A 22,017-nucleotide genomic window follows, 5' to 3' on the forward strand; every position below is an offset into this window, starting at 1 on the left:
CGTAGGAGCCGGCTTGCTGGCGATGGCATCACCGCGGTTCACCTGAATAACCGCGTCGCCTGCATCGCTGGCAAGCCAGCTCCTACGGGGTTGTGTTAAACCTTCAGGACCAACTTGCCGAAATTCTCCCCGCTGAACAACTTCATCAGCGTCTCCGGAAACGTCTCCAGTCCCTCGACAATGTCTTCCTTGCTCTTGAGCTGCCCCTTGGCCATCCAGCCGGCCATTTCCTGCCCGGCGGCGGCGAACTGCGCGGCGTAGTCCATCACCACAAAGCCTTCCATGCGTGCACGGTTGACCAGCAGCGACAGGTAGTTGGCCGGGCCTTTCACCGCTTCCTTGTTGTTGTACTGGCTGATGGCGCCACAGATCACCACCCGGGCTTTCATGTTCAGGCGGCTCAGCACCGCGTCGAGGATATCGCCGCCCACGTTATCGAAATACACGTCGACGCCTTTCGGGCATTCACGCTTGAGGCCGGCAACGACGTCCTCACTCTTGTAGTCGATCGCGCCGTCAAACCCCAGTTCGTCGATGAGGAACCGGCACTTGTCCGCGCCGCCGGCAATGCCGACAACGCGACAACCCTTGATCTTGGCAATCTGCCCGGCAATGCTGCCCACCGCCCCCGCAGCGCCCGACAACACGACGGTATCGCCAGCCTTGGGTGCACCCACGTCGAGCAACGCGAAGTAAGCGGTCATGCCGGTCATGCCCAGCGCGGACAAATAGCGCGGCAGTGGCGCCAGTTTCGGATCGACCTTATAGAACCCGCGCGGCTCGCCGAGGAAATAATCCTGCACACCGAGGGCGCCGTTGACGCAGTCACCGACCGCGAACCCGGGGTTGTTCGAGGCCACGACTTTGCCCACTCCCAAGGCGCGCATCACTTCGCCAAGTCCAACCGGCGGGATATAGGACTTGCCTTCGTTCATCCAGCCGCGCATGGCCGGGTCCAGGGACAGGTATTCGTTCTTGACCAGGATCTGGCCTGCAGCCGGTTCGCCGACCGGTACTTCCTGATAGGTGAAGGTTTCCCGGGTCGCGGCGCCCACCGGGCGTTTGGCGAGGAGAAATTGGCGATTGGTCTGGGACGTCATGGCAGGCACTCAGGATGAATGAAACCTTGTTGATAGACCCTCAGGGTCGATGTCGCAAGTTCGGCTGATTCGGCGAATACGCTCTGATCCAGTGCAGTGATAGTTGGTACGGTAGTTCCATCACTGTGACACATGGGCGTTCAACCGGGCTTTTGATAGTGCTGCCTTGAGTCAGAGGCTGTGGCTATGCTGGAAAAACGCGATCCCCCGCAAAATTCTCTTCGAGGACAGCACAATGAGCATGACGTTTTCCGGCCAGGTGGCAGTAGTGACAGGCGCGGCAGCCGGCATCGGCCGGGCCACTGCCCAGGCATTTGCCGCCGAAGGCCTGAAGGTAGTGGTGGCCGACATGGACACCGCGGGTGGTGAGGGCACGGTGGCGCTGATTCGCACGGCAGGCGGCGAAGCGACGTTCGTGCGTTGCAACGTGACGCTGGAGAGCGACGTAAAAAATCTGATGGATGAAGTGGTCAATACGTACGGCCGTCTCGACTATGCCTTCAACAATGCCGGCATCGAGATCGAAAAAGGCAAACTGGCCGAAGGTACGGTCGACGAGTTCGACGCGATCATGGGCGTCAACGTCAAAGGTGTCTGGTTGTGCATGAAGTACCAGCTGCCGTTGTTGCTGGCCCAGGGCGGCGGTGCCATCGTCAACACGGCTTCCGTTGCCGGTCTCGGGGCTGCGCCGAAAATGAGTATCTACGCGGCGTCCAAGCACGCGGTGATCGGCCTGACCAAATCGGCGGCGATTGAATACGCCAAGAAAAAAATCCGCGTCAACGCCGTGTGCCCGGCGGTGATCGACACCGACATGTTCCGCCGCGCTTACGAAGCAGACCCGAAGAAGGGCGAGTTCGCCAATGCCATGCACCCGGTGGGTCGCATCGGCAAGGTCGAGGAAATCGCCAGTGCGGTGCTGTACCTGTGCAGCGATGGCGCGGCGTTCACCACGGGGCACTCCCTGGCCGTGGATGGCGGAGTTACGGCGTTTTGATAGCGGATCGACCTCCAGCGTTCTGAAAACGACGCGAGCGTAGCTTTTTGCCATTATTGCGACGCCAGAGACTTGTGTTGCCGAAGGCCCGTTGCGACTCTGCCGCAACGATAATGGCAGGGGACTGAGTGCAATGATTTCGGCCGTGCAAGGACGTTTTGCCAACCTCGGGATGGCAAAAAAACTGGGTGTCGGGTTTGTGCTGGTGCTGTTGCTGACGGCCCTGGTGGCGGCCATCGGCGTATGGTCGCTACACACCATCAGCCAGCGCTTCGACGGGCTCAAACAGATGTCTTCGCTCAACAGCGGTTTGCTCAAGGTGCGGCTGCTGGAGCAGGAATATGCCTTGCACGGCAGTCCGAAAAACGTCGAGGCCTTGCACACGGGTGTGGACGGCCTGATCGCCCTGGCGAATCAGCTCAAGGCGGCGTCGGCGGTCAACGTACCGGTCATGAATGACGTCGAACAGTCCCTGGGGGCTTACCGCAAGGCGTTCGACGAATTTGTCTCGCTTAGCCAGGCCAAGGACCTGGCACTGGAAATGGCCAGTTGGTCGGTCTCCAGCGTGGCCAACAACCTTGATGTCCTGCAAGCCGGGCTCGCCGACGACGGCGCTTATACGTTGAAAGAGTCCGAGGGCAAGGATGGCGCGCAATTCATCGAGCAAGCCAATCAGGTCAGCCAGGTTTCGCGGTTGATGCTGCAAGCCATGAACGAAGCGCGTGTGCGCCTGGACCAGAGCCGCAAGGGCGACGACGGCACCGCACAGGGCAAGATCGAGCAGGCCAGCCAGGCGCTGACCCAGGCCGAACAACTCAAGACCACGGTCAAGGATGAGGGCTATCAGACTGTCCTCAATGAAGTGACCGGCCATATCGCCAGTTTCAGCGACAAGCTCGCCGAGTACACCGGCCTGCTGGAACAGGAAAAAACCGTCTATCAGCAATTGCATCAACGCGCTGACCAAGTAATGGAGCGGGTGGATCAGGCCTATGTCGCGCAAGACCAGTCGATGCAGACGCAGCTGAAGAATAACTCGCTACTGATACTCGGCTCTTCCGTGCTGGCCTTGCTGGTCGGCCTGATCGCGGCGTGGGTGATTACCCGCTTGATCGTGGCGCCGCTGCGCACCGTTATTGGTGTGGCGCAGCAGATCGCTGCCGGAGACCTGAGCGCGAAGGTTGAAGTGACCCGTCGTGACGAGATTGGCCAGTTGATGCAGGCGATGCAACAGATGGGCGAAGGGTTGAGCCAGATCGTCAGCGGCTTGCAGGCAGGCATCGAGCAGTTGGCCACTTCAGCGCAATCCTTGTCCGCCGTGACCGAGCAGACCAATCTCGAAGTCAGCAGCCAGAAGGAAGAAACCGAGCAGGTGGCGACCGCCATGAACCAGATGACCGCCACCGTGCATGACGTCGCGCGTAATGCGGAGGAGGCCGCCCAGGCGGCGCAAACGGCCGACGGCAAGGTTGAAAGTGGGCAACAGGTGGTGCGTCAGAGCATGGTACGAATCGAACAACTGGCCGATTCCGCCACTTCGGCCAGTTCAAGCATCGAAAGCCTGAGCGCGGAAATCCAGAACATCGGCGCGGTGCTCGGCGTGATCAAGAGCGTGGCGCAGCAGACCAACCTGTTGGCACTCAACGCGGCCATCGAAGCGGCTCGGGCTGGCGAACAGGGCAGGGGGTTTGCGGTGGTGGCCGATGAAGTGCGGGCCCTGGCCAAGCGGACCCAGCAATCGACCGAGGAGATCGAGCGACTGGTCAGCGCCTTGCGTTCGGCTGCGCAGGCGTCGGTGCAGCAGATCCAGAGCAGCGGCGAGTTGGTGAAACTGGCCGTCAGCGATGCACTGCAGACCGAGAGTGCGCTGGGGAGCATTGCGGCGGCGGTGTCGTTGATTCAGCAGATGAACCAGCAGATTGCGGCGGCTGCCGAAGAGCAGAGTTCGGTGGCCGAGGAAATCAATCGCAGCGTCACGAGTATTCGTGCGAGTGCGGACCAGTCTTCGCTGGCGATGCAGGGCAATGCGGCGTCGAGTATCGAGCTGGCGCAGTTGGGGGTTGAGTTGAAGGGGATGGTGGGGCACTTCAGGCTCTGATGCCGCTAAAAGATCGCAGCCTGCGGCAGCTCAGGGATCGCATTTCAATGTAGGAGCTGCCGCAGGCTGCGATCTTTTAATCTTGTTCCTACATTCGCTCGCCAATCAGTCGTAAATCACTTTCTTCTTCCAGTCCGCATCCGCCTCGACGTCTTTGAGGCCTTCGGTCAATTGGTTGACGTCGCCTTCCACCGGAGCGATGCGGTCCATGACCTGGTCGTTGGCGCGGGCCAGGAGTTTTTCCAGGTATTGCAGTTGTTCGGAGTAGACCTGGGGTTCCTGCTGCTTGCGCAGGTACTGCACGCCGCGCTCGAACGCCAGGCGCGCCTGGCCGGGCTGGTTCTGTTGCAGGGAGTGCTGGCCGAGGTTGTTGAAAAATTCGATGTGCAGCAGCACAAGGATATGGCGCACTTCACGGATCCAGCCCTTGGCTTCGTTGGGTGGCAGGAAACCATCCTGTGCCGCGCGGGTGATTTGGCCGTGCAGGGCTTCGAGCAGGAATCGCACGTCCTTGGCCTTGGCTTCAGTCTGGATCGGTGCCGGCGGGTTGTTGACCGGAATCGATCCGCCCTGGGCAACCAGAGCCTCCAGTTCGACGATGCGTGCCTTGAGGTTGGCGCTGGTCTTCTCCAGATTCAACAGGCGTTGGCAAACGTTCAGTTCCAGGCGGGTCAGCAGCAATTTGAGCGCTGGCGTCATCAACTGGCCGGGAAATGTCTCGGTGATCTCACCACAGCGACGCAGACGGTCATTGAGCTCAACCTTGGTACGGGCCCTTTCCAGCTTATTGTTTTCCACCACATGGTTGATGTAGCCAATGGCGATCAAGAGTGCAATCCCGGCTACGACGAGCAGGGTGATCATGAGTGGTGTCACCGGTAAGACCTCTTTATAGGGTTTGCATGCGAGTGTAGTGGTCTGCCCTGCAGGCGCCTGGAGCCGCTCCACGGGTGCTTCGGCGTGGCCAGGGTTATATCGGCCACCGCCCGCTTATATAAATGCTGGCACTCTGGAGCATATTGCCATCACTCATGGCGTCGACTATAACGTCTTGGCGGGTGTCAGAATATAGGCGCCAGACCCCAGGCGACGGAAAAGCCGGGCGGGGGCTGAAAAGCAGACCGAAGTCATTGATTTAAATAAATTTATAACAGGGGGTTGACGACCTCTCAATCCATCCATAGAATGCGCGCCACTTGCAGCGTAAAGCACACAGCGAAACGAAGCAGGCAGTGAATGTTGTAGTGTGTCCCCTTCGTCTAGTGGCCTAGGACACCGCCCTTTCACGGCGGTAACAGGGGTTCGAGTCCCCTAGGGGACGCCAATGCGGGAATAGCTCAGTTGGTAGAGCACGACCTTGCCAAGGTCGGGGTCGCGAGTTCGAGTCTCGTTTCCCGCTCCATTTTTAAACAGTCTTGCTCTCGGGCAGGGCTGAGTGAAACCAGAGCCAAATCTTCGGATGCGGATCTGGGCACCGAAACACACACCATGTGTTCCGGGCAGCGTGTCCCCTTCGTCTAGTGGCCTAGGACACCGCCCTTTCACGGCGGTAACAGGGGTTCGAGTCCCCTAGGGGACGCCATTTGCGGGAATAGCTCAGTTGGTAGAGCACGACCTTGCCAAGGTCGGGGTCGCGAGTTCGAGTCTCGTTTCCCGCTCCATATTTGACGAAAACGCCGCTCACCGAGTGGCGTTTTTGTTTGTAACAAGTGTTAGAGTCCCCTCGGGGATGCTTTTGCGGGAATAGCTCAGTTGGTAGAGCACGACCTTGCCAAGGTCGGGGTCGCGAGTTCGAGTCTCGTTTCCCGCTCCATATTTAACAAAAACGCCGCTCATTGAGCGGCGTTTTTGTTTGCGCGCGATTTATGCTCAGCGCAGAAAAAAGGCCCGCCAGTCAGACTGTGCAGGCCTTTACAGGCGCGTCGCAGGCTCAGTCCACGTGATAGTGGACGGACAACGTGCCTTTCTTTTGCGCAAGAGACGAGATCGTGACCGTACCCAGATCCTTCAGGCTACGTACATGGGTGCCGCCACAGCCATAGGCGGGCAGTTCACCGAAGCTGATTTCCCGGACGCCTTCGCGCAGCGATGTCAGGCGCGGCAGATCATGGGCGATCCACTGTTCGAGGCCGCACTGAACGGTCTGCGCGTCAACGTCCTGGGCCGATTCTGCCGGTTTGAATTGCACGCGCCCTTCGCCGGGCCAGTGATGCGCCTTGATCGGCATCCAGCCCTTGGCCTGGACGAAGTGGCCAATCAGGTGGCCAGCCGAATGCATGCGGGTATTGAACTGGCGACGTTGCTCGTCGATATGGATCTGGGTCATGCCGGGATTGACCGGCTGATCGACGAAATGGACGATCCGGTCAGGATCCTGGACTACGCGCAGTACCCGGCTGTCGCCGATCCAGCCCGTATCGCATGGCTGTCCGCCGCCCTGAGGGTGAAACAAGGTTGCGCGCAGCACCACGGCGAATTCGCTCTCGTGCGGTGTGCAGTCCAGGACTTCCACATTGGCCTTGAGGTCATCACTGTGGAAAAAGAGGCGAAGCGTCATATTCCAAGCTCGTAATCAAATTTCTATTTTTTATTATATGAAGCGTGGATTAGCGTGATAATCCGTTCAAACATCAAAGGACTGTTGCGTTGTGAGCATAAATCTACCACTGCCGTTGCTGGGTGAAATGGCGATTTTCGTCAAGGTCGTCGAAACCGGCAGCTTCTCCGAGGCCGCCCGCCAATTGGGCTCTTCGCCCTCGGCGGTGAGTCGCAGCATCTCGCGACTGGAGAAGGCCCTGGCCACCCGTTTGCTGCAGCGGACCACGCGCAAGTTACGTTTGAGCGACGGTGGCGAGGAGGTATTCAAGCGGTGCCAGGAGATGGTCAACGCGGCCCGGTCCGTGATGGAAATCAGTGGTCAGTTCACTGAAGAGCCAGAGGGGGTGGTGCGCATCAGTGTGCCGAAAGCGGTGGGGCGAATCGTGATTCACCCGCATATACCGGAGTTTTTGCGCCGTTATCCCAAGGTGGATGTGGAACTGTTGCTTGAGGATCGCCAGGTGGATCTGATCGACGATCACGTCGACCTGGCGATTCGCATCACCGACCGGCCGCCAGCGGGATTGGTGGGGCGACAGTTGCTGACCATCGACCATCTGCTCTGCGCCACACCCCAATATCTGGCTGAGCACGGTACGCCGACTCACCCCCATGACTTGCTCAACCACAGTTGCATTTACCTGGGCGAAACCCCGAGCGATGCGCGCTGGAAGTTCAAGAAAGGCAGCAAGTCGGTAACCGTCGGTGTGCGCGGGCGCTATGCCGCCAATCACACGGGTGTACGTTTTGGCGCGGTGTTGCAGCACATCGGCATTGGCAGCCTGCCGTATTTCACGGCGCGTCGTGCCTTGGAGAAGGGGTTGATGGTGCAAGTGCTGCCGGACTGGACGTTCCTGGCGTCCTACCACGGAGGCGCCTGGTTGCTGTACTCGCCAACCCGATACCTGCCTCCCAAGCTACGGGTGTTGATCGATTACCTGGTGGAGTGTCTGGAGAAGGAGCCGACGTTGGGCAAGCCAGGCAAGCCGAGTACCCTGAGTACGCCAGTATCGGAGTATGAATTGCCCGAGAGTGAGGGGTTGTTCTGACGCGAAAGCAAAGATCGCAGCCTTCGGCAGCGCCTACAGGGGAATTGCGTACCCCCTGTAGGCGCTGCCGGAGGCTGCGATCTTTTGATCCAGAAATCAGTGCTTGCTGTCCTGATTCGACAAGGCCAGCAGCTGTTTTTCCTGGTTCCAGTCGAACGGTTCGTCATTCTGTTCGGCTTCGAAACGACGCTCTTCCAGTGCCTGGTACAGATCGATTTCTTCATCGGACAGGTAGTGCAGGCAGTCACCGGCGAAATACCACAGCAGATCCCGTGGAATCAGGTGGGCGATTTGCGGATAACGGGAAATGACTTGAGTCAGGATGTCCTGGCCCAGGTATTGGCTTTCGATCGGATCGATCGGCAGTGACGCCAGCAGTTCGTCGAAGCGCTCCAGGAACAAGGCATGGCTTTCTTCGGGAACCTGCTCGGCCTCACCTACGGCGACCAGGATGCTGCGCAAGTGGTCGAGCAAAACGAGATGATCGGCAACGATGTTGGACACGAGATAAGTCCTCAAGAGCAAAACGGGCGCGGGAGTATAAAGCTCCCGCGCGCATTTTCCCATGATCGAGAGCTGGATGGATCAGCGCACGCTACCTTCGGTCAGGGCTATGTCCTCTTTATCGAAAGCATCCACATCGATCACTTTGCGTCGCGAAGCCTGGGCCTCACGCAGTGCCTGGGCCTCCACCGCTTGCAACACGCCGGCTTCCAATGCGGCGTCGATGACATTTTCCCCAGCGACCGGTTTGACCTGACCGCTCTTGAGCGCCACGTGCAGTTTCTTTTGCAAGGGTTGCGCTGCGTTCAACAGATTGCAGGTGTGTTGCAGGACGCCAACAGGGTCTTCGACCGATTGCGGGCGGTAGCAACCCAGCAGTACTTCTTCCAGGGCCGGATCGCCTTTGGCGCGGCCAATCACCGCTGCCACTTCGGCACCGAGTTTGTCCGACGGCCCTTTGTGGCGACGGCCGAACGGGAACACGATCACCCGTAACAGGCAGCCCAGCACCTTGTTCGGAAAGTTGTTGAGCAGTTCATCCATGGCCCGCTCGCCATGGCCGAGGCTTTCTTCCATGGCCCAGGTAAACAGCGGCTTCATGTACTCCGGTGAGTCGAGGTCGTTGTAGCGCTTGAGCGCGGCGCTGGCCAGGTACATGTTGCTCAGCACATCACCGAGCCGTGCCGACAGGCGTTCGCGCCGTTTCAGTTCGCCGCCGAGCAGCATCATGCTGAGATCGGCGAGCAGGGCGAAGGCGGCAGCCTGACGGTTCAACGCGCGGAAATAACCCTGGCTGAGCTTGTCACCCGGCACGTGTTCCAAGTGCCCGAAGCCCAGGTTCAACACCAGCGTGCTGGCGGCGTTGCCCACGGCAAAGCCGATGTGCTTGAGCAACAGGCCATCGAACTCGGTGAGCGCCTGGTCCTTGTCCTCCCGAGTGGCCAGGGCCATTTCCTTGAGCACGAAGGGGTGGCAGCGAATCGCGCCCTGGCCGAAGATCATCAGGTTGCGCGAAAGAATATTCGCGCCTTCCACGGTGATGAAGATCGGTGCGCCGTTCCATTTGCGCCCCAGGTAGTTGTTCGGCCCCATGATGATTGCCTTGCCGCCGTGCACATCCATCGCCTGGCTGATGCACTCGCGGCCGCGCTCGGTGAGGTGGTACTTGAGGATCGCCGACAGCACCGAGGGTTTCTCGCCGAGGTCCACCGCGTTGGCGGTCAGCATGCGCGCGGCGTCCATCATCCAGGCGTTGCCGCCGATGCGCGCCATGGCTTCCTGGATGCCTTCGAACGCGGCAATCGGAACGTTGAACTGTTCGCGAATCTGCGCGTACTGGCCTGTCACCAGACTGGTGAACTTGGCCATGCCGGTGCCCACCGCTGGCAGCGAGATCGAACGCCCGACGGACAGGCAATTCATCAGCATCATCCAGCCCTTGCCGAGCATGTCCTGGCCGCCGATCAGGAACTCAAGCGGCACGAAAACATCCTTGCCGGAGTTCGGGCCGTTCATGAACGCTGCACCAAGGGGCAGGTGACGACGACCGATTTCAACGCCGGGGAGATCGGTTGGAATCAGCGCCAGGCTGATACCCAGGTCTTCTTCCTCACCCAACAGGTGGTCCGGGTCATACGCCTTGAATGCCAGGCCAAGCAGGGTGGCGACCGGGCCCAGGGTGATGTAGCGCTTTTCCCAGTTCAGGCGCAGGCCGAGGGTTTCCTTGCCTTCCCATTCGCCTTTGCAGATCACCCCGGTGTCGGGCATGCCGCCGGCGTCCGAACCGGCGAGGGGACCGGTCAGGGCAAAGCAGGGAATTTCATCGCCGCGCGCCAGGCGGGGCAAGTAGTGGTTGCGCTGTTCGTCGGTGCCGTAATGCAGCAACAGTTCGGCCGGGCCGAGTGAGTTGGGGACCATCACGGTGGAGGCGAGGTCGCCGCTGTGACTGGCCAGCTTCATCGCCACTTGCGAGTGGGCATAGGCCGAGAAACCCTTGCCGCCAAACTCCTTGGGAATGATCAGGGCAAAGAAGCCGTTGTCCTTGATGTAAGTCCAGGCCTCAGCCGGCAAGTCCATGGTTTGACCGAGCTGCCAGTCACTGACCATGGCGCAGAGTTCTTCGGTCGGGCCGTCGATGAAGGCCTGTTCTTCTTCGCTCAATTGCACCTTGGGATAGGACAGCAATTTGTTCCAGTCCGGGCGACCGCTGAACAGTTCGCCGTCCCACCACACGGTGCCGGCTTCGATGGCATCGCGTTCGGTTTCCGACATCGGCGGCAGGGTTTTCTGGAACCAGTTGAACATCGGTGCGCTGAAGAATTTACGGCGCAGATCAGGCAATAGCAGGGGCGCCGCCACGGCGGCGGTCAGCACCCAGAAAATCAAAAGCAGCCAACCCGGTGCGCGACTGAACGCGCCCATTGCCAGCAGATAGACAGCCACGATGCCCAGGGCAGGCAGTGGCGCGATGCGACGGTGGGCCAAATAAGCTATCCCGACAACCAGAACCAGTATCCACAACAGCAGCATATTTAATCCTCCGTGAACCCAGGGCGTATCAACCCACAGAGCTTAGACGGCATCCGTAAATCCGGATGGTCAGAGCGATGGGATTGAAATCGTGGGAAACCCTGGATGATTGTGTAGGCCTTAGGCGTGACAGACCGTGAAAAATCGTTCATTGAGCGGGCGGTAAAGCGCCCATGTTTGGCCGAAACGTCGTTATCTCTGTGCTTAACCTCTCGCTAGACTCGAGACTTCCCAAGGAGATTGCCCCTCATGCACGAGTATCTGAGCCCCGGCCGCTTCATCGATAGTGACCACCCCTCGGTGGTGGAGTTCGCCGAAAAACACCGCGGTGCCAGTCGCGACCCGCTTGAGCAGGCGGTCCATCTCTATTACGCCGTGCGCGAAGCGGTGCGCTACAACCCCTATACCTTCAGCCGTGATCCGCAGACCTTGTGCGGCAGTCATGCGCTGGCGAGCGGCGAAAGTTATTGCGTACCCAAAGCCACGCTGCTGGCCGGTGCCGCGCGGCATTGCGGGATTGCTGCACGCATCGGTCTGGCGGACGTACGCAATCATCTGTCGACCCCACGCTTGCTCAAGCTGCTCAAGAGCGACGTGTTCGCCATGCACGGCTACACCGAGCTTTATCTGAACGGGCTTTGGGTCAAGGCCACCCCGGCGTTCAACCAGGGCTTGTGCGACCTGTTCAATGTGGCGCCGCTGGAGTTCGACGGGATCAACGACAGCGTTTTCCATCCCTTCAATCGCGAGGGCGAGAAATTGATGGAGTACATGATCGATCACGGCCAGTTCAGCGACGTCCCTGAAAAGTTCTTCTTCGAACACCTGGAAAAGTGTTATCCGCACCTGTTCGACGAACAATTGCCGCCGCTGCTGGGGGACATGCAGAGCGATTTGAGTCGCGCCTGATCCGGCGTATGCTGCCCTGCGCATTCATCCATAAAGAGGCGGTCATGCTGAAGATCTGGGGTCGGAAGAATTCATCGAATGTCAGGAAACCATTGTGGGCCGCCGAGGAGCTGGGCCTGGCCTATGAGGCGATCGATGCAGGCGGTGCCTTTGGTGTCGTCGACACGCCCGAGTACCGCGCCATGAACCCCAATGGCCGCGTGCCAGTGATTGAGGACGATGGCTTCGTGTTGTGGGAATCCAACGCCATCGTGCGTTACCTGATGGCCAGGCATGCGCCGAATACCCCGTGGTATCCAGCAGATCTGCAAGCGCGGGCCAGCGCCGAGAAGTGGATGGACTGGACCACGTCCAGTATTGCCGGACCGTTTCGCACGGTGTTCTGGGGCGTCTTGCGCACCCCCGCCGAGCAACAGGACTGGCCCGCGATCAAGGCGGCGATCCAGGAATGCGAGTCGCTGCTGGCGATGGCTGACCAGGCGCTGGCCACCCAGCCCTTCCTGTCCGGTGGCGAGATCGGCATGGGCGACATTCCCCTGGGCAGTTTCATTTATGCCTGGTTCGAGATGCCGATCGAACGTTCGCCCAAGCCCCATCTGGAGGCCTGGTACGCACGGTTGCAAGAGCGTCCGGCGTATCGCAAGGCGGTCATGACCGCGTTGACTTAATACTCACTATCGACACACTTGACTGTACTTGTGCGGCGGCGACAAGCACCATTGCGTCCATGCGCCGCGGTTGTTTTGCCTGCCGCCCGCCCATATCTGTCCCTTTCTTTCCTTCTTGGTGCGTAATCCGATATGAGTTCCGCTCTGTCCATCCGGCAGCTAACCAAAACCTACGGCAACGGTTTCCAGGCCTTGAGTGGTATCGATCTGGATGTCGCCGAAGGTGACTTTTTCGCCTTGCTCGGCCCCAACGGCGCCGGCAAATCCACGACCATCGGCATTCTTTCGACCCTGGTGAACAAGACCAGCGGCACAGTGAATATCTTCGGTCACGACCTGGACAAGAACCCGGCGGCGCTCAAGCGCTCCATCGGCGTCGTCCCCCAGGAATTCAACTTCAACCAGTTCGAAAAGACCTTCGACATCGTCGTGACCCAGGCCGGTTACTACGGCATCCCGGCGAAAGTCGCCAAGGAACGCGCCGAGCAGTACCTGACCCAGCTCGGCCTGTGGGACAAGCGCGATGTGCCGTCGCGTTCGCTGTCCGGCGGCATGAAGCGTCGCCTGATGATCGCCCGTGCGCTGGTCCACGAACCGCGCCTGCTGATCCTCGACGAACCGACTGCCGGCGTGGACATCGAACTGCGTCGTTCGATGTGGACCTTCCTCACCGAGCTGAACAAGAAAGGCATCACCATCATCCTCACCACGCACTATCTGGAGGAGGCTGAGCAGCTGTGCCGTAACATCGGCATCATCGACCACGGCATCATCGTCGAGAACACCAGCATGAAGCAGTTGCTGGGCCAACTGCATGTCGAGACCTTCCTGCTGGATTTGAAGAGCAGTGTGAGCGCGCCGCCACAACTGCTTGGTTATCCGTCACGGTTGCTCGATGGTCACACCCTGGAAGTCCAAGTGGACAAAAGCATGGGCATCACTGCGCTGTTCACTCAGCTGGCGCAGCAGAACATCGAAGTGCTGAGCCTGCGCAACAAAACCAATCGCCTCGAGGAGTTGTTCGTGTCCCTGGTGGAGAAAAATCTGTCGAAGGTGGCGGTATGAGTTCCGAGCTGCAACCCAACCTCGTTGCCCTCAACACCATCGTTTACCGTGAGGTCCGGCGCTTTACCCGGATCTGGCCGCAGACGCTGCTGCCGCCAGCGATCACCATGGTCCTGTACTTCGTGATCTTCGGCAACCTGATCGGTCGACAGATCGGCAACATGGGTGGCTTCACTTACATGGAGTACATCGTGCCGGGCCTGATCATGATGTCGGTGATCACCAACTCCTACGGCAACGTGGTGTCGAGTTTCTTCGGCAGCAAGTTCCAGCGTTCCATTGAAGAGCTGATGGTGTCGCCGGTGTCGCCGCACACCATACTGATCGGCTACACCCTCGGTGGCGTGCTGCGTGGCCTGATGGTCGGGGTCATCGTGACACTGCTGTCGCTGTTCTTCACCGATTTGCAGGTGCATCACCTGGGCGTGACCATTCTGGTGGTGGTGCTGACGGCGACGATCTTCTCGCTGCTGGGCTTCATCAACGCCGTGTTTGCGCGCAACTTCGATGACATCTCGATCATCCCGACCTTTGTGCTCACGCCTTTGACCTACCTGGGCGGGGTGTTCTACTCGATCTCGTTGCTGCCGCCGTTCTGGCAAACCGTGTCCCTGGCCAACCCGGTGCTGCACATGGTCAATGCGTTCCGTTACGGCATTCTCGGGGTGTCGGATATCCGGATCAGCATCGCGATCACGTTCATGCTGGTGGCGACTGTGATTCTGTACCTGGGGTGTGCGCGGTTGCTGGTGAGTGGGCGGGGGATGCGTACCTGATCGCTGCCTAGCGGATGTCCCCGATCTTCTGTAGGAGCAGCCGGTCGACGCTCGATTGCTCGCGATGGAGGTCAACGATGACGCGGGGAGACTGGCACCCCGCGGTGCTCTCGGGTTTTTCGCGAGCAAGCTCGCTCCTACAGGGGGCCGCATTCCAAATCAAAACGGCGTCCTGAGGCGCCGTTTTGCATTCTCACATCCGACTTCGCTTGCGCCGCCGCCACTGCCGCGCCACCCACCAGCGCCAGTACATCATCACCAGGCAATAGGCCAAAGCCCCGAGTACCAACCCCATCACCACCGATCCCAGCAAAAATGGCTGCCACAAGGTCGAGAGCTCGCCGCTGATCCATTCCCAGGTCAACTCGTCCGGCAGATGCCGTGCCGGAACGTCCATCAGCCAGGCACCGGTCTGGTAGGTGCAGAAGAACACGGCCGGCATGGTGATCGGATTGGTCAGCCAGACCAGGCTGACCGCGATCGGCATGTTGCCGCGCACGATGATCGCGAGAATCGCGGCCACCAGCATCTGCAAAGGAATTGGCAGGAATGCCGCGAACAGGCCGACCGCCATGGCCCGGGCCACGGAATGGCGATTGAGGTGCCAGAGGTTCGGGTCATGCAGCAGGGTGCCGAGAAAGCGTAAGGACTTGTGTTCCCTGATGCTGGTCGGGTCTGGCATATAGCGTTTGAATAATCGCCGGGGCATAAGGCTTCTCGGTCGGTCAGGTCGGCAAGTATGTCTGGATTCCATGAAGCTCCCATTCAGACTTTGTGACAATTGTTAACGACGGACGTGCCCTGCGCGGGCTATGACTAGGGACGGGACTCTCAAGGACGGGCTTATGCGCACAGGGATGATGGCGCTGGCGTTGGGTCTGCTGGCCTTGCGTTTTTTACCGGCGTTACCGCCGGTCTGGTTGTGGTTATTGATGCCGTTGGCGGGCTTGATGTTGCTGCCGTTCAGGACGTATGCGGCGGCGTTTTTCCTGTTCGGCTTGAGTTGGGCCTGCGCCCATGCACAGTGGGCCCTGGATGATCGGCTGGCGCCAGCCCTCGACGGGGAAACACGCTGGCTCGAAGGGCGGGTCACCGGATTGCCGCAGAACGCCGACGGTGTGGTGCGTTTCGAATTGAGTGACAGCCAGTCACGCCGCAGCGACCTGCCGCGACGCCTGCGTCTGGCCTGGTACGACGGCCCGCCGGTCAACAGCGGCGAGCGCTGGCGGCTGGCGGTCAAGCTGAAGCGACCTGTGGGGTTGCTCAATCCGCATGCCTTCGACTATGAGGCCTGGCTGCTGGCGCAACGCATCGGTGCGACCGGGACCGTCAAGGCCGGGGAGCGCCTGGCGCCAGCCCGCTGGGCCTTGCGCGACGGTGTCCGGCAGCGGCTGCAGGTCGTGGACGCCCAGGGTCGAACGGGCGTACTGATGGCATTGGTGCTGGGAGACGGCGCGGGGCTCAGTCGCGAAGACTGGCAGGTGTTGCAAGACACCGGCACCGTGCATCTGCTGGTGATTTCCGGGCAACACGTCGGCTTGTTGGCGGGACTGGTTTACCTGTTGATCGCCGGGCTTGCCCGTTATGGCGTGTGGCCAGGTCGTCTGCCATGGTTGCCCTGGGCCTGCGGCCTGGCTTTTGTGGCCGCCATTGGCTATGGGCTGCTGGCTGGATTCGAAGTGCCGGTTCGCCGAGCTTGCCTGATGATCGGCCTGGTGCTGCTGTGGCGCCTGCGGTTTCGTCACCTGGGGGCCTGGTGGCCTCTGTTGCTGGCACTCAATGGCGTATTGCTGATGGACCCGTTGGCGAGTCTGCAACCGGGCTTCTGGCTGTCCTTCGCGGCGGTGGCGGTATTGATCTTCACGTTCGGTGGTCGCTTGGGACCCTGGCCCTGGTGGCAAGCCTGGACCCGCGCCCAGTGGCTGATCGCAATCGGCCTTGGCCCGTTCTTGCTGGTCCTGGGATTGCCGATCAGCCTCAGCGGACCGCTGGTCAATCTGCTGGCGGTGCCCTGGATCAGCCTGGTGGTGCTGCCCCCGGCCTTGCTCGGGACCCTGTTGTTGCCGGTGCCCTACATTGGCGAGTGGCTACTGTGGCTGGCGGGCGGTTTGATCGATTGGCTGTTCACCGGCCTGGCACTGGTCGCCGGCAAGGTGCCCGCGTGGCTGCCCGCGGCCATCCCGCTGTGGGTCTGGGGCCTGGGCACTTTGGGCGCCTTTTTGTTGCTGTTGCCGCGAGGGGTGCCAATGCGTCCGCTGGGGTGGCCTTTGCTGCTGCTCCTGGTTTTTCCTCCGCGGCCGCAGCTGCCCGAAGGCATTGCCGAGGTCTGGCAACTGGATGTGGGACAAGGGTTGGCGATCATGGTGCGCACTCGCCATCACACGCTGTTGTATGACGCCGGTCCGCGTTTTCGTGATCTCGACCAGGGCGCACGGGTGGTCCTGCCAGCGTTACGCAAACTGGGGGTGAAGGAGCTCGACCTGATGTTGATCAGCCATGCCCATGCCGATCACGCCGGTGGCGCCCAGGCAGTTGCCAATGGGTTGCCGGTAAAACGGGTGCTTAGTGGCGAACCAGCCGACCTGCCTGCCAGGTTACAGTCCGAGGGCTGTGAGAGTGGCCGGCAATGGACGTGGGATGGCGTCAGTTTCCAGCTATGGCATTGGCCACAGGCCAGGGACAGCAATCAGAATTCCTGCGTGTTGCAGATCGAAGCCAGGGGCGAGCGCTTGCTGCTCAGCGGCGACATCGACAGCAGCGCCGAGCGCGCGTTGCTCGACAGCCCGTTGGCCGTGCCCACCGATTGGTTGCAGGCCCCGCACCACGGCAGTCACAGTTCGTCGTCGATGGCGCTGCTCAACGTCTTGCAGCCCAAGGCGGTGCTGATCTCCCGTGGCCAGGGCAATTCGTTCGGCCATCCGCATTCGGTGGTGATAACACGCTATCGAAATCGCGGGACAGCGATCCATGACAGTGCGCAGCAAGGCGCCGTTCATCTGCAACTGGGGCGTTTCGAGCCGCCGCGCTCGATGCGTCAAGAACGGCGCTTCTGGCGCGATCCGCCACCCTCGGACAAATAACCGGAAGTTATCTAAGGCCGACCGGATGCGACATCACAGTCTTCGGTGCGCCCACCCCCTATGTTAGAGTGGCGCACTTTTTCGAGGGGACTGTCACTGTGTGGGAATTGGTCAAATCCGGCGGCTGGATGATGCTGCCGATCATCCTGAGTTCCATCGCGGCAATGGCAATCGTTGCCGAACGTCTGTGGACCCTGCGGGCCAGTCGCGTGACCCCGGAGCATTTGCTCGGGCAGGTCTGGGTCTGGATCAAGGACAAGCAACTGAACAAGGAAAAGCTCAAGGAACTGCGCGCCAATTCGCCCCTGGGTGAAATCCTGGCCGCGGGCCTGGCCAACTCCCGGCATGGTCGCGAGATCATGAAAGAGTGCATCGAAGAGGCTGCCGCGCGGGTCATCCACGAGCTGGAACGCTACATCAATGCCCTCGGCACCATCGCCGCCATGGCGCCGTTGCTGGGGCTTTTGGGTACGGTGCTGGGTATGATCGATATTTTCAGCGCGTTCATGGGCTCGGGCATGACCACCAACGCCGCGGTGCTGGCCGGGGGTATCTCCAAGGCGCTGATCACCACGGCCGCCGGCTTGATGGTCGGTATCCCGTCGGTGTTCTTCCACCGTTTCCTGCAACGCCGGATCGATGAACTGGTGGTCGGCATGGAGCAGGAAGCGATCAAGCTCGTCGAAGTGGTGCAGGGTGATCGTGACGTGGATCTGGCGGGGGTCAAAGCGTGAAATTCCGCCGCAAGCAACGGGAGAATGTGGACATCAACCTAGCGTCGCTGATCGACGTGGTGTTTATCCTGCTGCTGTTTTTCGTCGTGACCACCACGTTTACCCGTGAAACCCAATTGCGCGTCGAACTTCCTGAAGCGGTCAGCGGTGCGCCTGCCGATGACCAGGCCCGGCAGCTGGATATCGCGATCAGCGCCGACGGGGTGTTTTCGGTGAACAACCAGGTATTGCCCAAAAGTGACCTGGCGACGCTGATGGATGCCCTGCAGAAACAATCCAATGGCGACACCAGTCGGCCGCTGTCCATCAGCGCCGACGGAAAATCCCAGCATCAGTCAGTCATTACCGCCATGGACGCCGCCGGCAAGCTCGGCTTCAGCCATTTGCGCATGACCACAGTCGAGGCGGCGCCGCCCGCGCCCTGATGGCCATGTCCGATCGCCTGCTCGCCGCGTGGTACCGAGGTCATCCGGCCCTGAAACTGCTACAGCCGCTGGAGTGGTTGTACCGGCGCGTGGTCAACAACAAGCGCAAGCGCTTTCTGGCGGGTGAGGGTGAGATCTATCAGCCACCGGTACCACTGATCGTGGTGGGCAACATCACCGTCGGCGGCACCGGCAAGACCCCGCTGATCCTGTGGATGATCCAGCACTGTCAACGCAGCGGCTTGCGGGTCGGTGTGGTCAGCCGCGGTTACGGTGCCAAGCCTGCGCAATTGCCGTGGCGGGTCGAGGCGGATCAAAGCGCCGATATCGCTGGCGATGAACCGCTGTTGATCGTGCAGCGTACCGGCGTGTCATTGATGATCGATCCGGATCGCAGCGCGGCGGTCAAAGCCTTGCTGGCCAGTGAGCCGCTGGACCTGATCCTGTCCGATGACGGCATGCAGCATTACCGTCTGGCGCGGGATCTGGAACTGGTGCTGATCGACGCCGCCCGTGGCCTGGGCAACCGCCGTTGCTTGCCGGCCGGGCCATTGCGTGAACCGGTCGAGCGTCTGCAAAGTGTCGACGCGGTGCTCTACAACGGTGCCACGGCTGACAGCGGCGACGGCTTTGCCTTCCAGTTGCAACCGACGGCACTGGTCAACCTGCAAAGCGGCGAACGGCGTCCGCTCGATCACTTTCCCCCGGGCCAGACGCTGCATGCCGTGGCCGGGATCGGTAACCCGCAGCGTTTCTTCAAGACCCTCGAAACGTTACACTGGCAGCCAGTCCTGCATGCGTTTGCCGACCACGCCGAATACAGCGTGCAGGCCTTGAATTTCAATCCGCCATTGCCATTGGTGATGACCGAAAAGGATGCGGTGAAGTGCCGTGCCTTCGCCGCCGCCGACTGGTGGTACCTGGCGGTCGACGCTGTGCCGTCGCCAGCCTTCACGGCCTGGTTCGATACACAGTTGATGCGCCTGTTGCCGGCTCGTCTTTTGCCTTAACTCCGTTTCTATCCAGGGAATGTTCATGGACACCAAATTGCTCGACATCCTCGCTTGCCCGGTCTGCAAAGGTCCGCTCAAGCTCAGCGCCGACAAGACCGAGCTGATCAGCAAGGGCGCTGGCCTTGCGTACCCGATTCGCGACGGCATCCCGGTCATGCTCGAAACCGAAGCGCGCACCCTGACCACCGACGAGCGTCTGGATAAATGACTACAGCCTTTACCGTTGTTATTCCTGCGCGCTATGCCTCGACCCGTCTGCCGGGCAAGCCGCTGCTGTTGATCGCCGGCAAGCCGATGATCCAGCACGTTTGGGAACAGGCGTGCAAAAGCAGCGCCCAGCGTGTGGTGGTGGCTACGGACGACGTACGCATCGCCCAGGCCTGCGAAGGGTTTGGTGCGCAAGTGGTGATGACTCGCGAAGACCATAACTCCGGAACCGATCGCCTGGCCGAAGTCGCGGCGAAGCTGGGCCTGGCGCCTGACGCGATCGTGGTCAACGTCCAGGGTGACGAGCCGCTGATCCCGCCAAGTGTCATCGATCAGGTGGCCGTCAACCTGGCGACCCACACCGAAGCGCGCATGGCCACGCTGGCCGAACCGATCGAAGACGTTCAGAGCCTGTTCAACGCCAACGTGGTCAAGGTCGTCAGCGACCTCAATGGCCTGGCGCTGACCTTCAGTCGCGCCACCTTGCCATGGGCGCGGGACACCTTCGCCAAGACCCTCGAGCAAATGCCGCAAGGTGTGCCGTATCGCCGCCACATCGGCATTTATGCCTATCGCGCCGGCTTCCTGCATGACTTCGTCAGCTGGGGCCCGTGCTGGCTGGAAAACACCGAGTGCCTGGAACAGCTGCGTGCCTTGTGGCACGGGGTGCGGATTCACGTCGCCGATGCACTGATCGCGCCGCCGGCCGGTGTCGATACCGTTGAAGACCTTGAGCGCGTTCGTCGCCTGCTGGAGGCCTGATGCGGGTTCTGTTTGTCTGCCTGGGCAATATCTGCCGTTCACCCACGGCCGAAGGCGTACTGCGGCATAAATTGCGCGAAGCGGGGCTGGCCGATCAAGTCGAAGTGGCCTCCGCCGGCACCGGCGACTGGCACGTGGGCAGTGCACCGGACAAGCGCAGCCAGGCGGCGGCCAAAAGGCGTGGTTATGATTTGTCCGGCCAGCGCGCCCAGCAGGTCACCCGCGCCGATTTCGCCGAGTACGACCTGATCCTGGCGATGGACAACAGCAACCTGCGCAACCTCAAGGATCTGCAACCGGCCAAGGCCAGGGCGGAGCTGGACCTGTTCCTGCGTCGCTACCCCTTGTACATCGATGAAGTCCCGGACCCGTATAACGACAGTGAATATGGCTTTGAACTGGTGCTGGACCTGATCGAGCGCGCCAGTGACCTGCTGGTGATCGAACTGAAGGAACGGTTATGAGCCTGCAACTGCGATCAGGGGTATCGCTCAAGCCGTTCAACAGCTTTGGCGTGGATGTCCAGGCCCGATTGTTTGCCGAGGCCCACAGCGATGCCGATGTGCGTGAGGCGCTGGCCTATGCCCGGGAACACCAGGTGCCCTTGCTGGTGATCGGCGGTGGCAGCAATTTGCTGCTGACGGCCGACGTTGAATCGCTGGTACTGCGCATGGCCACCCGCGGCATCCGCGTGCTCAGCGACGATGGCAGCAAAGTCGTGATCGAGGCGGAAGCGGGCGAGCCATGGCACCCGTTCGTGCAACACACCCTGGTGCAGGGCTTGTCGGGCCTGGAGAATCTCAGCCTGATTCCCGGCACCGTGGGGGCCGCGCCCATGCAGAACATCGGTGCCTATGGCGTGGAGATCAAGGATGTATTTGCCGGCCTGACCGCCCTCGATCGCCAGAGTGGCGAGTTGCGCGACTTCAGCCTGCAAGAGTGCAACTTCGCCTACCGCGACAGCGTGTTCAAGCAGGAGCCTGGGCGCTGGTTGATCCTGCGCGTGCGTTTTATCCTCGATCGCGCTGCACACCTGCACCTGGAGTACGGTCCGGTGCGTCAGCGCCTGACCGAGCAAGGCATCGATCATCCGACCGCGACAGACGTCAGTCAGGCCATCTGCAGCATTCGCAACGAGAAACTCCCGGACCCGGCGGTGCTCGGTAATGCCGGCAGCTTCTTCAAGAACCCCCTGGTGCCAGCGGCGCTGGTCGCCCAGCTCAAGGGCGAATACCCGGACCTGGTGGCCTACACGCAACCCGACGGGCAGATGAAGCTGGCGGCTGGCTGGTTGATCGAACGGGCGGGGTGGAAAGGTTTCCGCGAGGCCGATGCCGGCGTGCACAAGATGCAGGCGCTGGTGCTGGTCAACTACGGCAGTGCGACGGGATTGCAACTGCTGGACCTGGCGCAGCGCATCCAGAAAGACATTGCAGAGCGTTTCCATGTCGACCTGGAAATGGAGCCCAACCGGTATTGAAGCTAAGCTTTCATGACCGATTG

The 22,017-nt window shown here is 60.7% G+C and carries 21 protein-coding genes, 5 tRNA genes and 1 pseudogene; 21 read left to right on the forward strand and 6 right to left on the reverse strand.

Features of this window, described 5'->3' with window-relative positions:
- Nucleotides 1-95 precede the first annotated feature (95 nt).
- On the reverse strand, nucleotides 96-1,100 hold the full coding sequence (locus ACYP2Q_RS14575) for an NADP-dependent oxidoreductase (protein ID WP_459731095.1): 1,005 nt from the start codon (nucleotides 1,098-1,100) through the stop codon (nucleotides 96-98).
- Nucleotides 1,101-1,335: 235 nt separating this feature from the next.
- Here ACYP2Q_RS14575 and ACYP2Q_RS14580 point away from each other — a divergent pair, with 235 nt between their 5' ends.
- From ACYP2Q_RS14580 to ACYP2Q_RS14590, 3 genes and pseudogenes are all read left to right on the forward strand, one after another.
- On the forward strand, nucleotides 1,336-2,097 hold the full coding sequence (locus ACYP2Q_RS14580) for an SDR family oxidoreductase (protein WP_008062892.1): 762 nt from the start codon (nucleotides 1,336-1,338) through the stop codon (nucleotides 2,095-2,097).
- Nucleotides 2,098-3,109: 1,012 nt separating this feature from the next.
- Nucleotides 3,110-3,337 (forward strand): annotated as a pseudogene (locus tag ACYP2Q_RS14585) (HAMP domain-containing protein); the annotation flags it as partial.
- Complete coding sequence (locus ACYP2Q_RS14590; protein WP_459731425.1) at nucleotides 3,332-4,195, forward strand: methyl-accepting chemotaxis protein; 864 nt, start codon at nucleotides 3,332-3,334, stop codon at nucleotides 4,193-4,195. The pseudogene ACYP2Q_RS14585 and the gene ACYP2Q_RS14590, both read left to right, overlap by 6 nt.
- A gap of 105 nt (nucleotides 4,196-4,300) precedes the next feature.
- Here the strand turns inward: ACYP2Q_RS14590 and ACYP2Q_RS14595 are convergent, their stop codons facing one another.
- A complete protein-coding gene (locus ACYP2Q_RS14595) occupies nucleotides 4,301-5,059 on the reverse strand; it encodes a hypothetical protein (protein ID WP_459731096.1) in 759 nt (252 codons plus the stop codon).
- Nucleotides 5,060-5,443: 384 nt separating this feature from the next.
- Between ACYP2Q_RS14595 and ACYP2Q_RS14600 the strand changes: the two genes are divergently transcribed.
- From ACYP2Q_RS14600 to ACYP2Q_RS14620, 5 genes are all read left to right on the forward strand, one after another.
- Nucleotides 5,444-5,519: transfer RNA gene (locus ACYP2Q_RS14600), tRNA-Glu, on the forward strand.
- 2 nt (nucleotides 5,520-5,521) lie between these two features.
- Nucleotides 5,522-5,597, forward strand: a tRNA-Gly gene (locus tag ACYP2Q_RS14605).
- 104 nt (nucleotides 5,598-5,701) lie between these two features.
- Nucleotides 5,702-5,777: transfer RNA gene (locus tag ACYP2Q_RS14610), tRNA-Glu, on the forward strand.
- A 3-nt stretch (nucleotides 5,778-5,780) separates the two neighbouring features.
- A tRNA-Gly gene (locus tag ACYP2Q_RS14615) sits at nucleotides 5,781-5,856 on the forward strand.
- Between the two features lie 76 nt (nucleotides 5,857-5,932).
- Nucleotides 5,933-6,008: transfer RNA gene (locus ACYP2Q_RS14620), tRNA-Gly, on the forward strand.
- A gap of 117 nt (nucleotides 6,009-6,125) precedes the next feature.
- On the opposite strand, the gene ACYP2Q_RS14625 is transcribed toward ACYP2Q_RS14620, so the two are convergent.
- Nucleotides 6,126-6,752 carry an alanyl-tRNA editing protein gene (locus tag ACYP2Q_RS14625; protein WP_459731098.1) on the reverse strand — a complete coding sequence of 209 codons (627 nt, stop codon included), beginning with the start codon at nucleotides 6,750-6,752 and terminating at the stop codon, nucleotides 6,126-6,128.
- A 91-nt stretch (nucleotides 6,753-6,843) separates the two neighbouring features.
- Here ACYP2Q_RS14625 and ACYP2Q_RS14630 point away from each other — a divergent pair, with 91 nt between their 5' ends.
- Nucleotides 6,844-7,842, forward strand: coding sequence for a LysR family transcriptional regulator (locus ACYP2Q_RS14630; RefSeq protein WP_459731099.1), 999 nt, complete (start codon nucleotides 6,844-6,846; stop codon nucleotides 7,840-7,842).
- Between the two features lie 96 nt (nucleotides 7,843-7,938).
- Here ACYP2Q_RS14630 and ACYP2Q_RS14635 read toward each other — a convergent pair whose 3' ends face one another.
- Nucleotides 7,939-8,346 carry a PA2817 family protein gene (locus ACYP2Q_RS14635; RefSeq protein WP_007991629.1) on the reverse strand — a complete coding sequence of 136 codons (408 nt, stop codon included), beginning with the start codon at nucleotides 8,344-8,346 and terminating at the stop codon, nucleotides 7,939-7,941.
- 81 nt (nucleotides 8,347-8,427) lie between these two features.
- The gene (locus ACYP2Q_RS14640) at nucleotides 8,428-10,875 is read right to left on the reverse strand and encodes an acyl-CoA dehydrogenase (protein WP_459731100.1); all 2,448 of its coding nucleotides are present in this window, start codon (nucleotides 10,873-10,875) and stop codon (nucleotides 8,428-8,430) included.
- A gap of 249 nt (nucleotides 10,876-11,124) precedes the next feature.
- Between ACYP2Q_RS14640 and ACYP2Q_RS14645 the strand changes: the two genes are divergently transcribed.
- From ACYP2Q_RS14645 to ACYP2Q_RS14660, 4 genes are all read left to right on the forward strand, one after another.
- Nucleotides 11,125-11,784 (forward strand): transglutaminase-like domain-containing protein, encoded by a 660-nt coding sequence (locus tag ACYP2Q_RS14645; RefSeq protein WP_459731101.1) that lies wholly within the window; start codon nucleotides 11,125-11,127, stop codon nucleotides 11,782-11,784.
- A 44-nt stretch (nucleotides 11,785-11,828) separates the two neighbouring features.
- On the forward strand, nucleotides 11,829-12,452 hold the full coding sequence (locus tag ACYP2Q_RS14650) for a glutathione S-transferase family protein (protein ID WP_459731102.1): 624 nt from the start codon (nucleotides 11,829-11,831) through the stop codon (nucleotides 12,450-12,452).
- A gap of 132 nt (nucleotides 12,453-12,584) precedes the next feature.
- Nucleotides 12,585-13,517, forward strand: a complete 933-nt coding sequence (locus tag ACYP2Q_RS14655) for an ABC transporter ATP-binding protein (RefSeq protein ID WP_459731103.1) — start codon at nucleotides 12,585-12,587, stop codon at nucleotides 13,515-13,517.
- A complete protein-coding gene (locus ACYP2Q_RS14660; protein WP_459731104.1) occupies nucleotides 13,514-14,293 on the forward strand; it encodes an ABC transporter permease in 780 nt (259 codons plus the stop codon). Before ACYP2Q_RS14655 ends, ACYP2Q_RS14660 begins: the two co-directional genes overlap by 4 nt.
- A 193-nt stretch (nucleotides 14,294-14,486) precedes the next feature.
- Here ACYP2Q_RS14660 and ACYP2Q_RS14665 read toward each other — a convergent pair whose 3' ends face one another.
- Nucleotides 14,487-15,002, reverse strand: coding sequence for a DUF2062 domain-containing protein (locus tag ACYP2Q_RS14665; protein ID WP_459731105.1), 516 nt, complete (start codon nucleotides 15,000-15,002; stop codon nucleotides 14,487-14,489).
- 136 nt (nucleotides 15,003-15,138) lie between these two features.
- Between ACYP2Q_RS14665 and ACYP2Q_RS14670 the strand changes: the two genes are divergently transcribed.
- The 8 genes from ACYP2Q_RS14670 to murB all read left to right on the forward strand — a co-directional run bounded on the left by ACYP2Q_RS14670 (nucleotide 15,139) and on the right by murB (nucleotide 21,994).
- Nucleotides 15,139-17,373, forward strand: coding sequence for a DNA internalization-related competence protein ComEC/Rec2 (locus ACYP2Q_RS14670; protein ID WP_459731106.1), 2,235 nt, complete (start codon nucleotides 15,139-15,141; stop codon nucleotides 17,371-17,373).
- Between the two features lie 98 nt (nucleotides 17,374-17,471).
- Entirely contained in the window at nucleotides 17,472-18,107 is a 636-nt protein-coding gene (locus ACYP2Q_RS14675) for a MotA/TolQ/ExbB proton channel family protein (RefSeq protein ID WP_459731107.1), read from the forward strand.
- Nucleotides 18,104-18,532: an ExbD/TolR family protein gene (locus tag ACYP2Q_RS14680; RefSeq protein WP_459731108.1), complete on the forward strand. Its 429-nt coding sequence runs from the start codon at nucleotides 18,104-18,106 to the stop codon at nucleotides 18,530-18,532. The genes ACYP2Q_RS14675 and ACYP2Q_RS14680 overlap by 4 nt, the downstream gene beginning before the upstream one ends.
- Entirely contained in the window at nucleotides 18,532-19,542 is a 1,011-nt protein-coding gene (lpxK, locus tag ACYP2Q_RS14685) for a tetraacyldisaccharide 4'-kinase (protein ID WP_459731109.1), read from the forward strand. Before ACYP2Q_RS14680 ends, lpxK begins: the two co-directional genes overlap by 1 nt.
- Nucleotides 19,543-19,567: 25 nt before the next feature.
- On the forward strand, nucleotides 19,568-19,753 hold the full coding sequence (locus ACYP2Q_RS14690; RefSeq protein WP_007945752.1) for a Trm112 family protein: 186 nt from the start codon (nucleotides 19,568-19,570) through the stop codon (nucleotides 19,751-19,753).
- Nucleotides 19,750-20,514 carry a 3-deoxy-manno-octulosonate cytidylyltransferase gene (kdsB, locus tag ACYP2Q_RS14695; RefSeq protein WP_459731110.1) on the forward strand — a complete coding sequence of 255 codons (765 nt, stop codon included), beginning with the start codon at nucleotides 19,750-19,752 and terminating at the stop codon, nucleotides 20,512-20,514. Before ACYP2Q_RS14690 ends, kdsB begins: the two co-directional genes overlap by 4 nt.
- Nucleotides 20,514-20,978 carry a low molecular weight protein-tyrosine-phosphatase gene (locus tag ACYP2Q_RS14700; protein ID WP_459731111.1) on the forward strand — a complete coding sequence of 155 codons (465 nt, stop codon included), beginning with the start codon at nucleotides 20,514-20,516 and terminating at the stop codon, nucleotides 20,976-20,978. The genes kdsB and ACYP2Q_RS14700 overlap by 1 nt, the downstream gene beginning before the upstream one ends.
- Complete coding sequence (murB, locus tag ACYP2Q_RS14705; protein WP_459731113.1) at nucleotides 20,975-21,994, forward strand: UDP-N-acetylmuramate dehydrogenase; 1,020 nt, start codon at nucleotides 20,975-20,977, stop codon at nucleotides 21,992-21,994. Before ACYP2Q_RS14700 ends, murB begins: the two co-directional genes overlap by 4 nt.
- Nucleotides 21,995-22,017 lie beyond the last annotated feature (23 nt).

The sequence above is a fragment of the Pseudomonas sp. MHK4 genome (genome assembly GCF_054600775.1).

Coding starts and splice junctions, on each gene's coding strand:
- ACYP2Q_RS14575 (WP_459731095.1), bottom strand. CDS start 1,100: ATGACGTCCCAGACCAATCGCCAATTTCTCCTCGCCAAACGCCCGGTG.
- ACYP2Q_RS14580 (WP_008062892.1), top strand. CDS start 1,336: ATGAGCATGACGTTTTCCGGCCAGGTGGCAGTAGTGACAGGCGCGGCA.
- ACYP2Q_RS14590 (WP_459731425.1), top strand. CDS start 3,332: ATGGGCGAAGGGTTGAGCCAGATCGTCAGCGGCTTGCAGGCAGGCATC.
- ACYP2Q_RS14595 (WP_459731096.1), bottom strand. CDS start 5,059: ATGATCACCCTGCTCGTCGTAGCCGGGATTGCACTCTTGATCGCCATT.
- ACYP2Q_RS14625 (WP_459731098.1), bottom strand. CDS start 6,752: ATGACGCTTCGCCTCTTTTTCCACAGTGATGACCTCAAGGCCAATGTG.
- ACYP2Q_RS14640 (WP_459731100.1), bottom strand. CDS start 10,875: ATGCTGCTGTTGTGGATACTGGTTCTGGTTGTCGGGATAGCTTATTTG.
- ACYP2Q_RS14645 (WP_459731101.1), top strand. CDS start 11,125: ATGCACGAGTATCTGAGCCCCGGCCGCTTCATCGATAGTGACCACCCC.
- ACYP2Q_RS14650 (WP_459731102.1), top strand. CDS start 11,829: ATGCTGAAGATCTGGGGTCGGAAGAATTCATCGAATGTCAGGAAACCA.
- ACYP2Q_RS14655 (WP_459731103.1), top strand. CDS start 12,585: ATGAGTTCCGCTCTGTCCATCCGGCAGCTAACCAAAACCTACGGCAAC.
- ACYP2Q_RS14660 (WP_459731104.1), top strand. CDS start 13,514: ATGAGTTCCGAGCTGCAACCCAACCTCGTTGCCCTCAACACCATCGTT.
- ACYP2Q_RS14665 (WP_459731105.1), bottom strand. CDS start 15,002: ATGCCCCGGCGATTATTCAAACGCTATATGCCAGACCCGACCAGCATC.
- ACYP2Q_RS14670 (WP_459731106.1), top strand. CDS start 15,139: ATGCGCACAGGGATGATGGCGCTGGCGTTGGGTCTGCTGGCCTTGCGT.
- lpxK (WP_459731109.1), top strand. CDS start 18,532: ATGGCCATGTCCGATCGCCTGCTCGCCGCGTGGTACCGAGGTCATCCG.
- ACYP2Q_RS14690 (WP_007945752.1), top strand. CDS start 19,568: ATGGACACCAAATTGCTCGACATCCTCGCTTGCCCGGTCTGCAAAGGT.
- kdsB (WP_459731110.1), top strand. CDS start 19,750: ATGACTACAGCCTTTACCGTTGTTATTCCTGCGCGCTATGCCTCGACC.
- ACYP2Q_RS14700 (WP_459731111.1), top strand. CDS start 20,514: ATGCGGGTTCTGTTTGTCTGCCTGGGCAATATCTGCCGTTCACCCACG.
- murB (WP_459731113.1), top strand. CDS start 20,975: ATGAGCCTGCAACTGCGATCAGGGGTATCGCTCAAGCCGTTCAACAGC.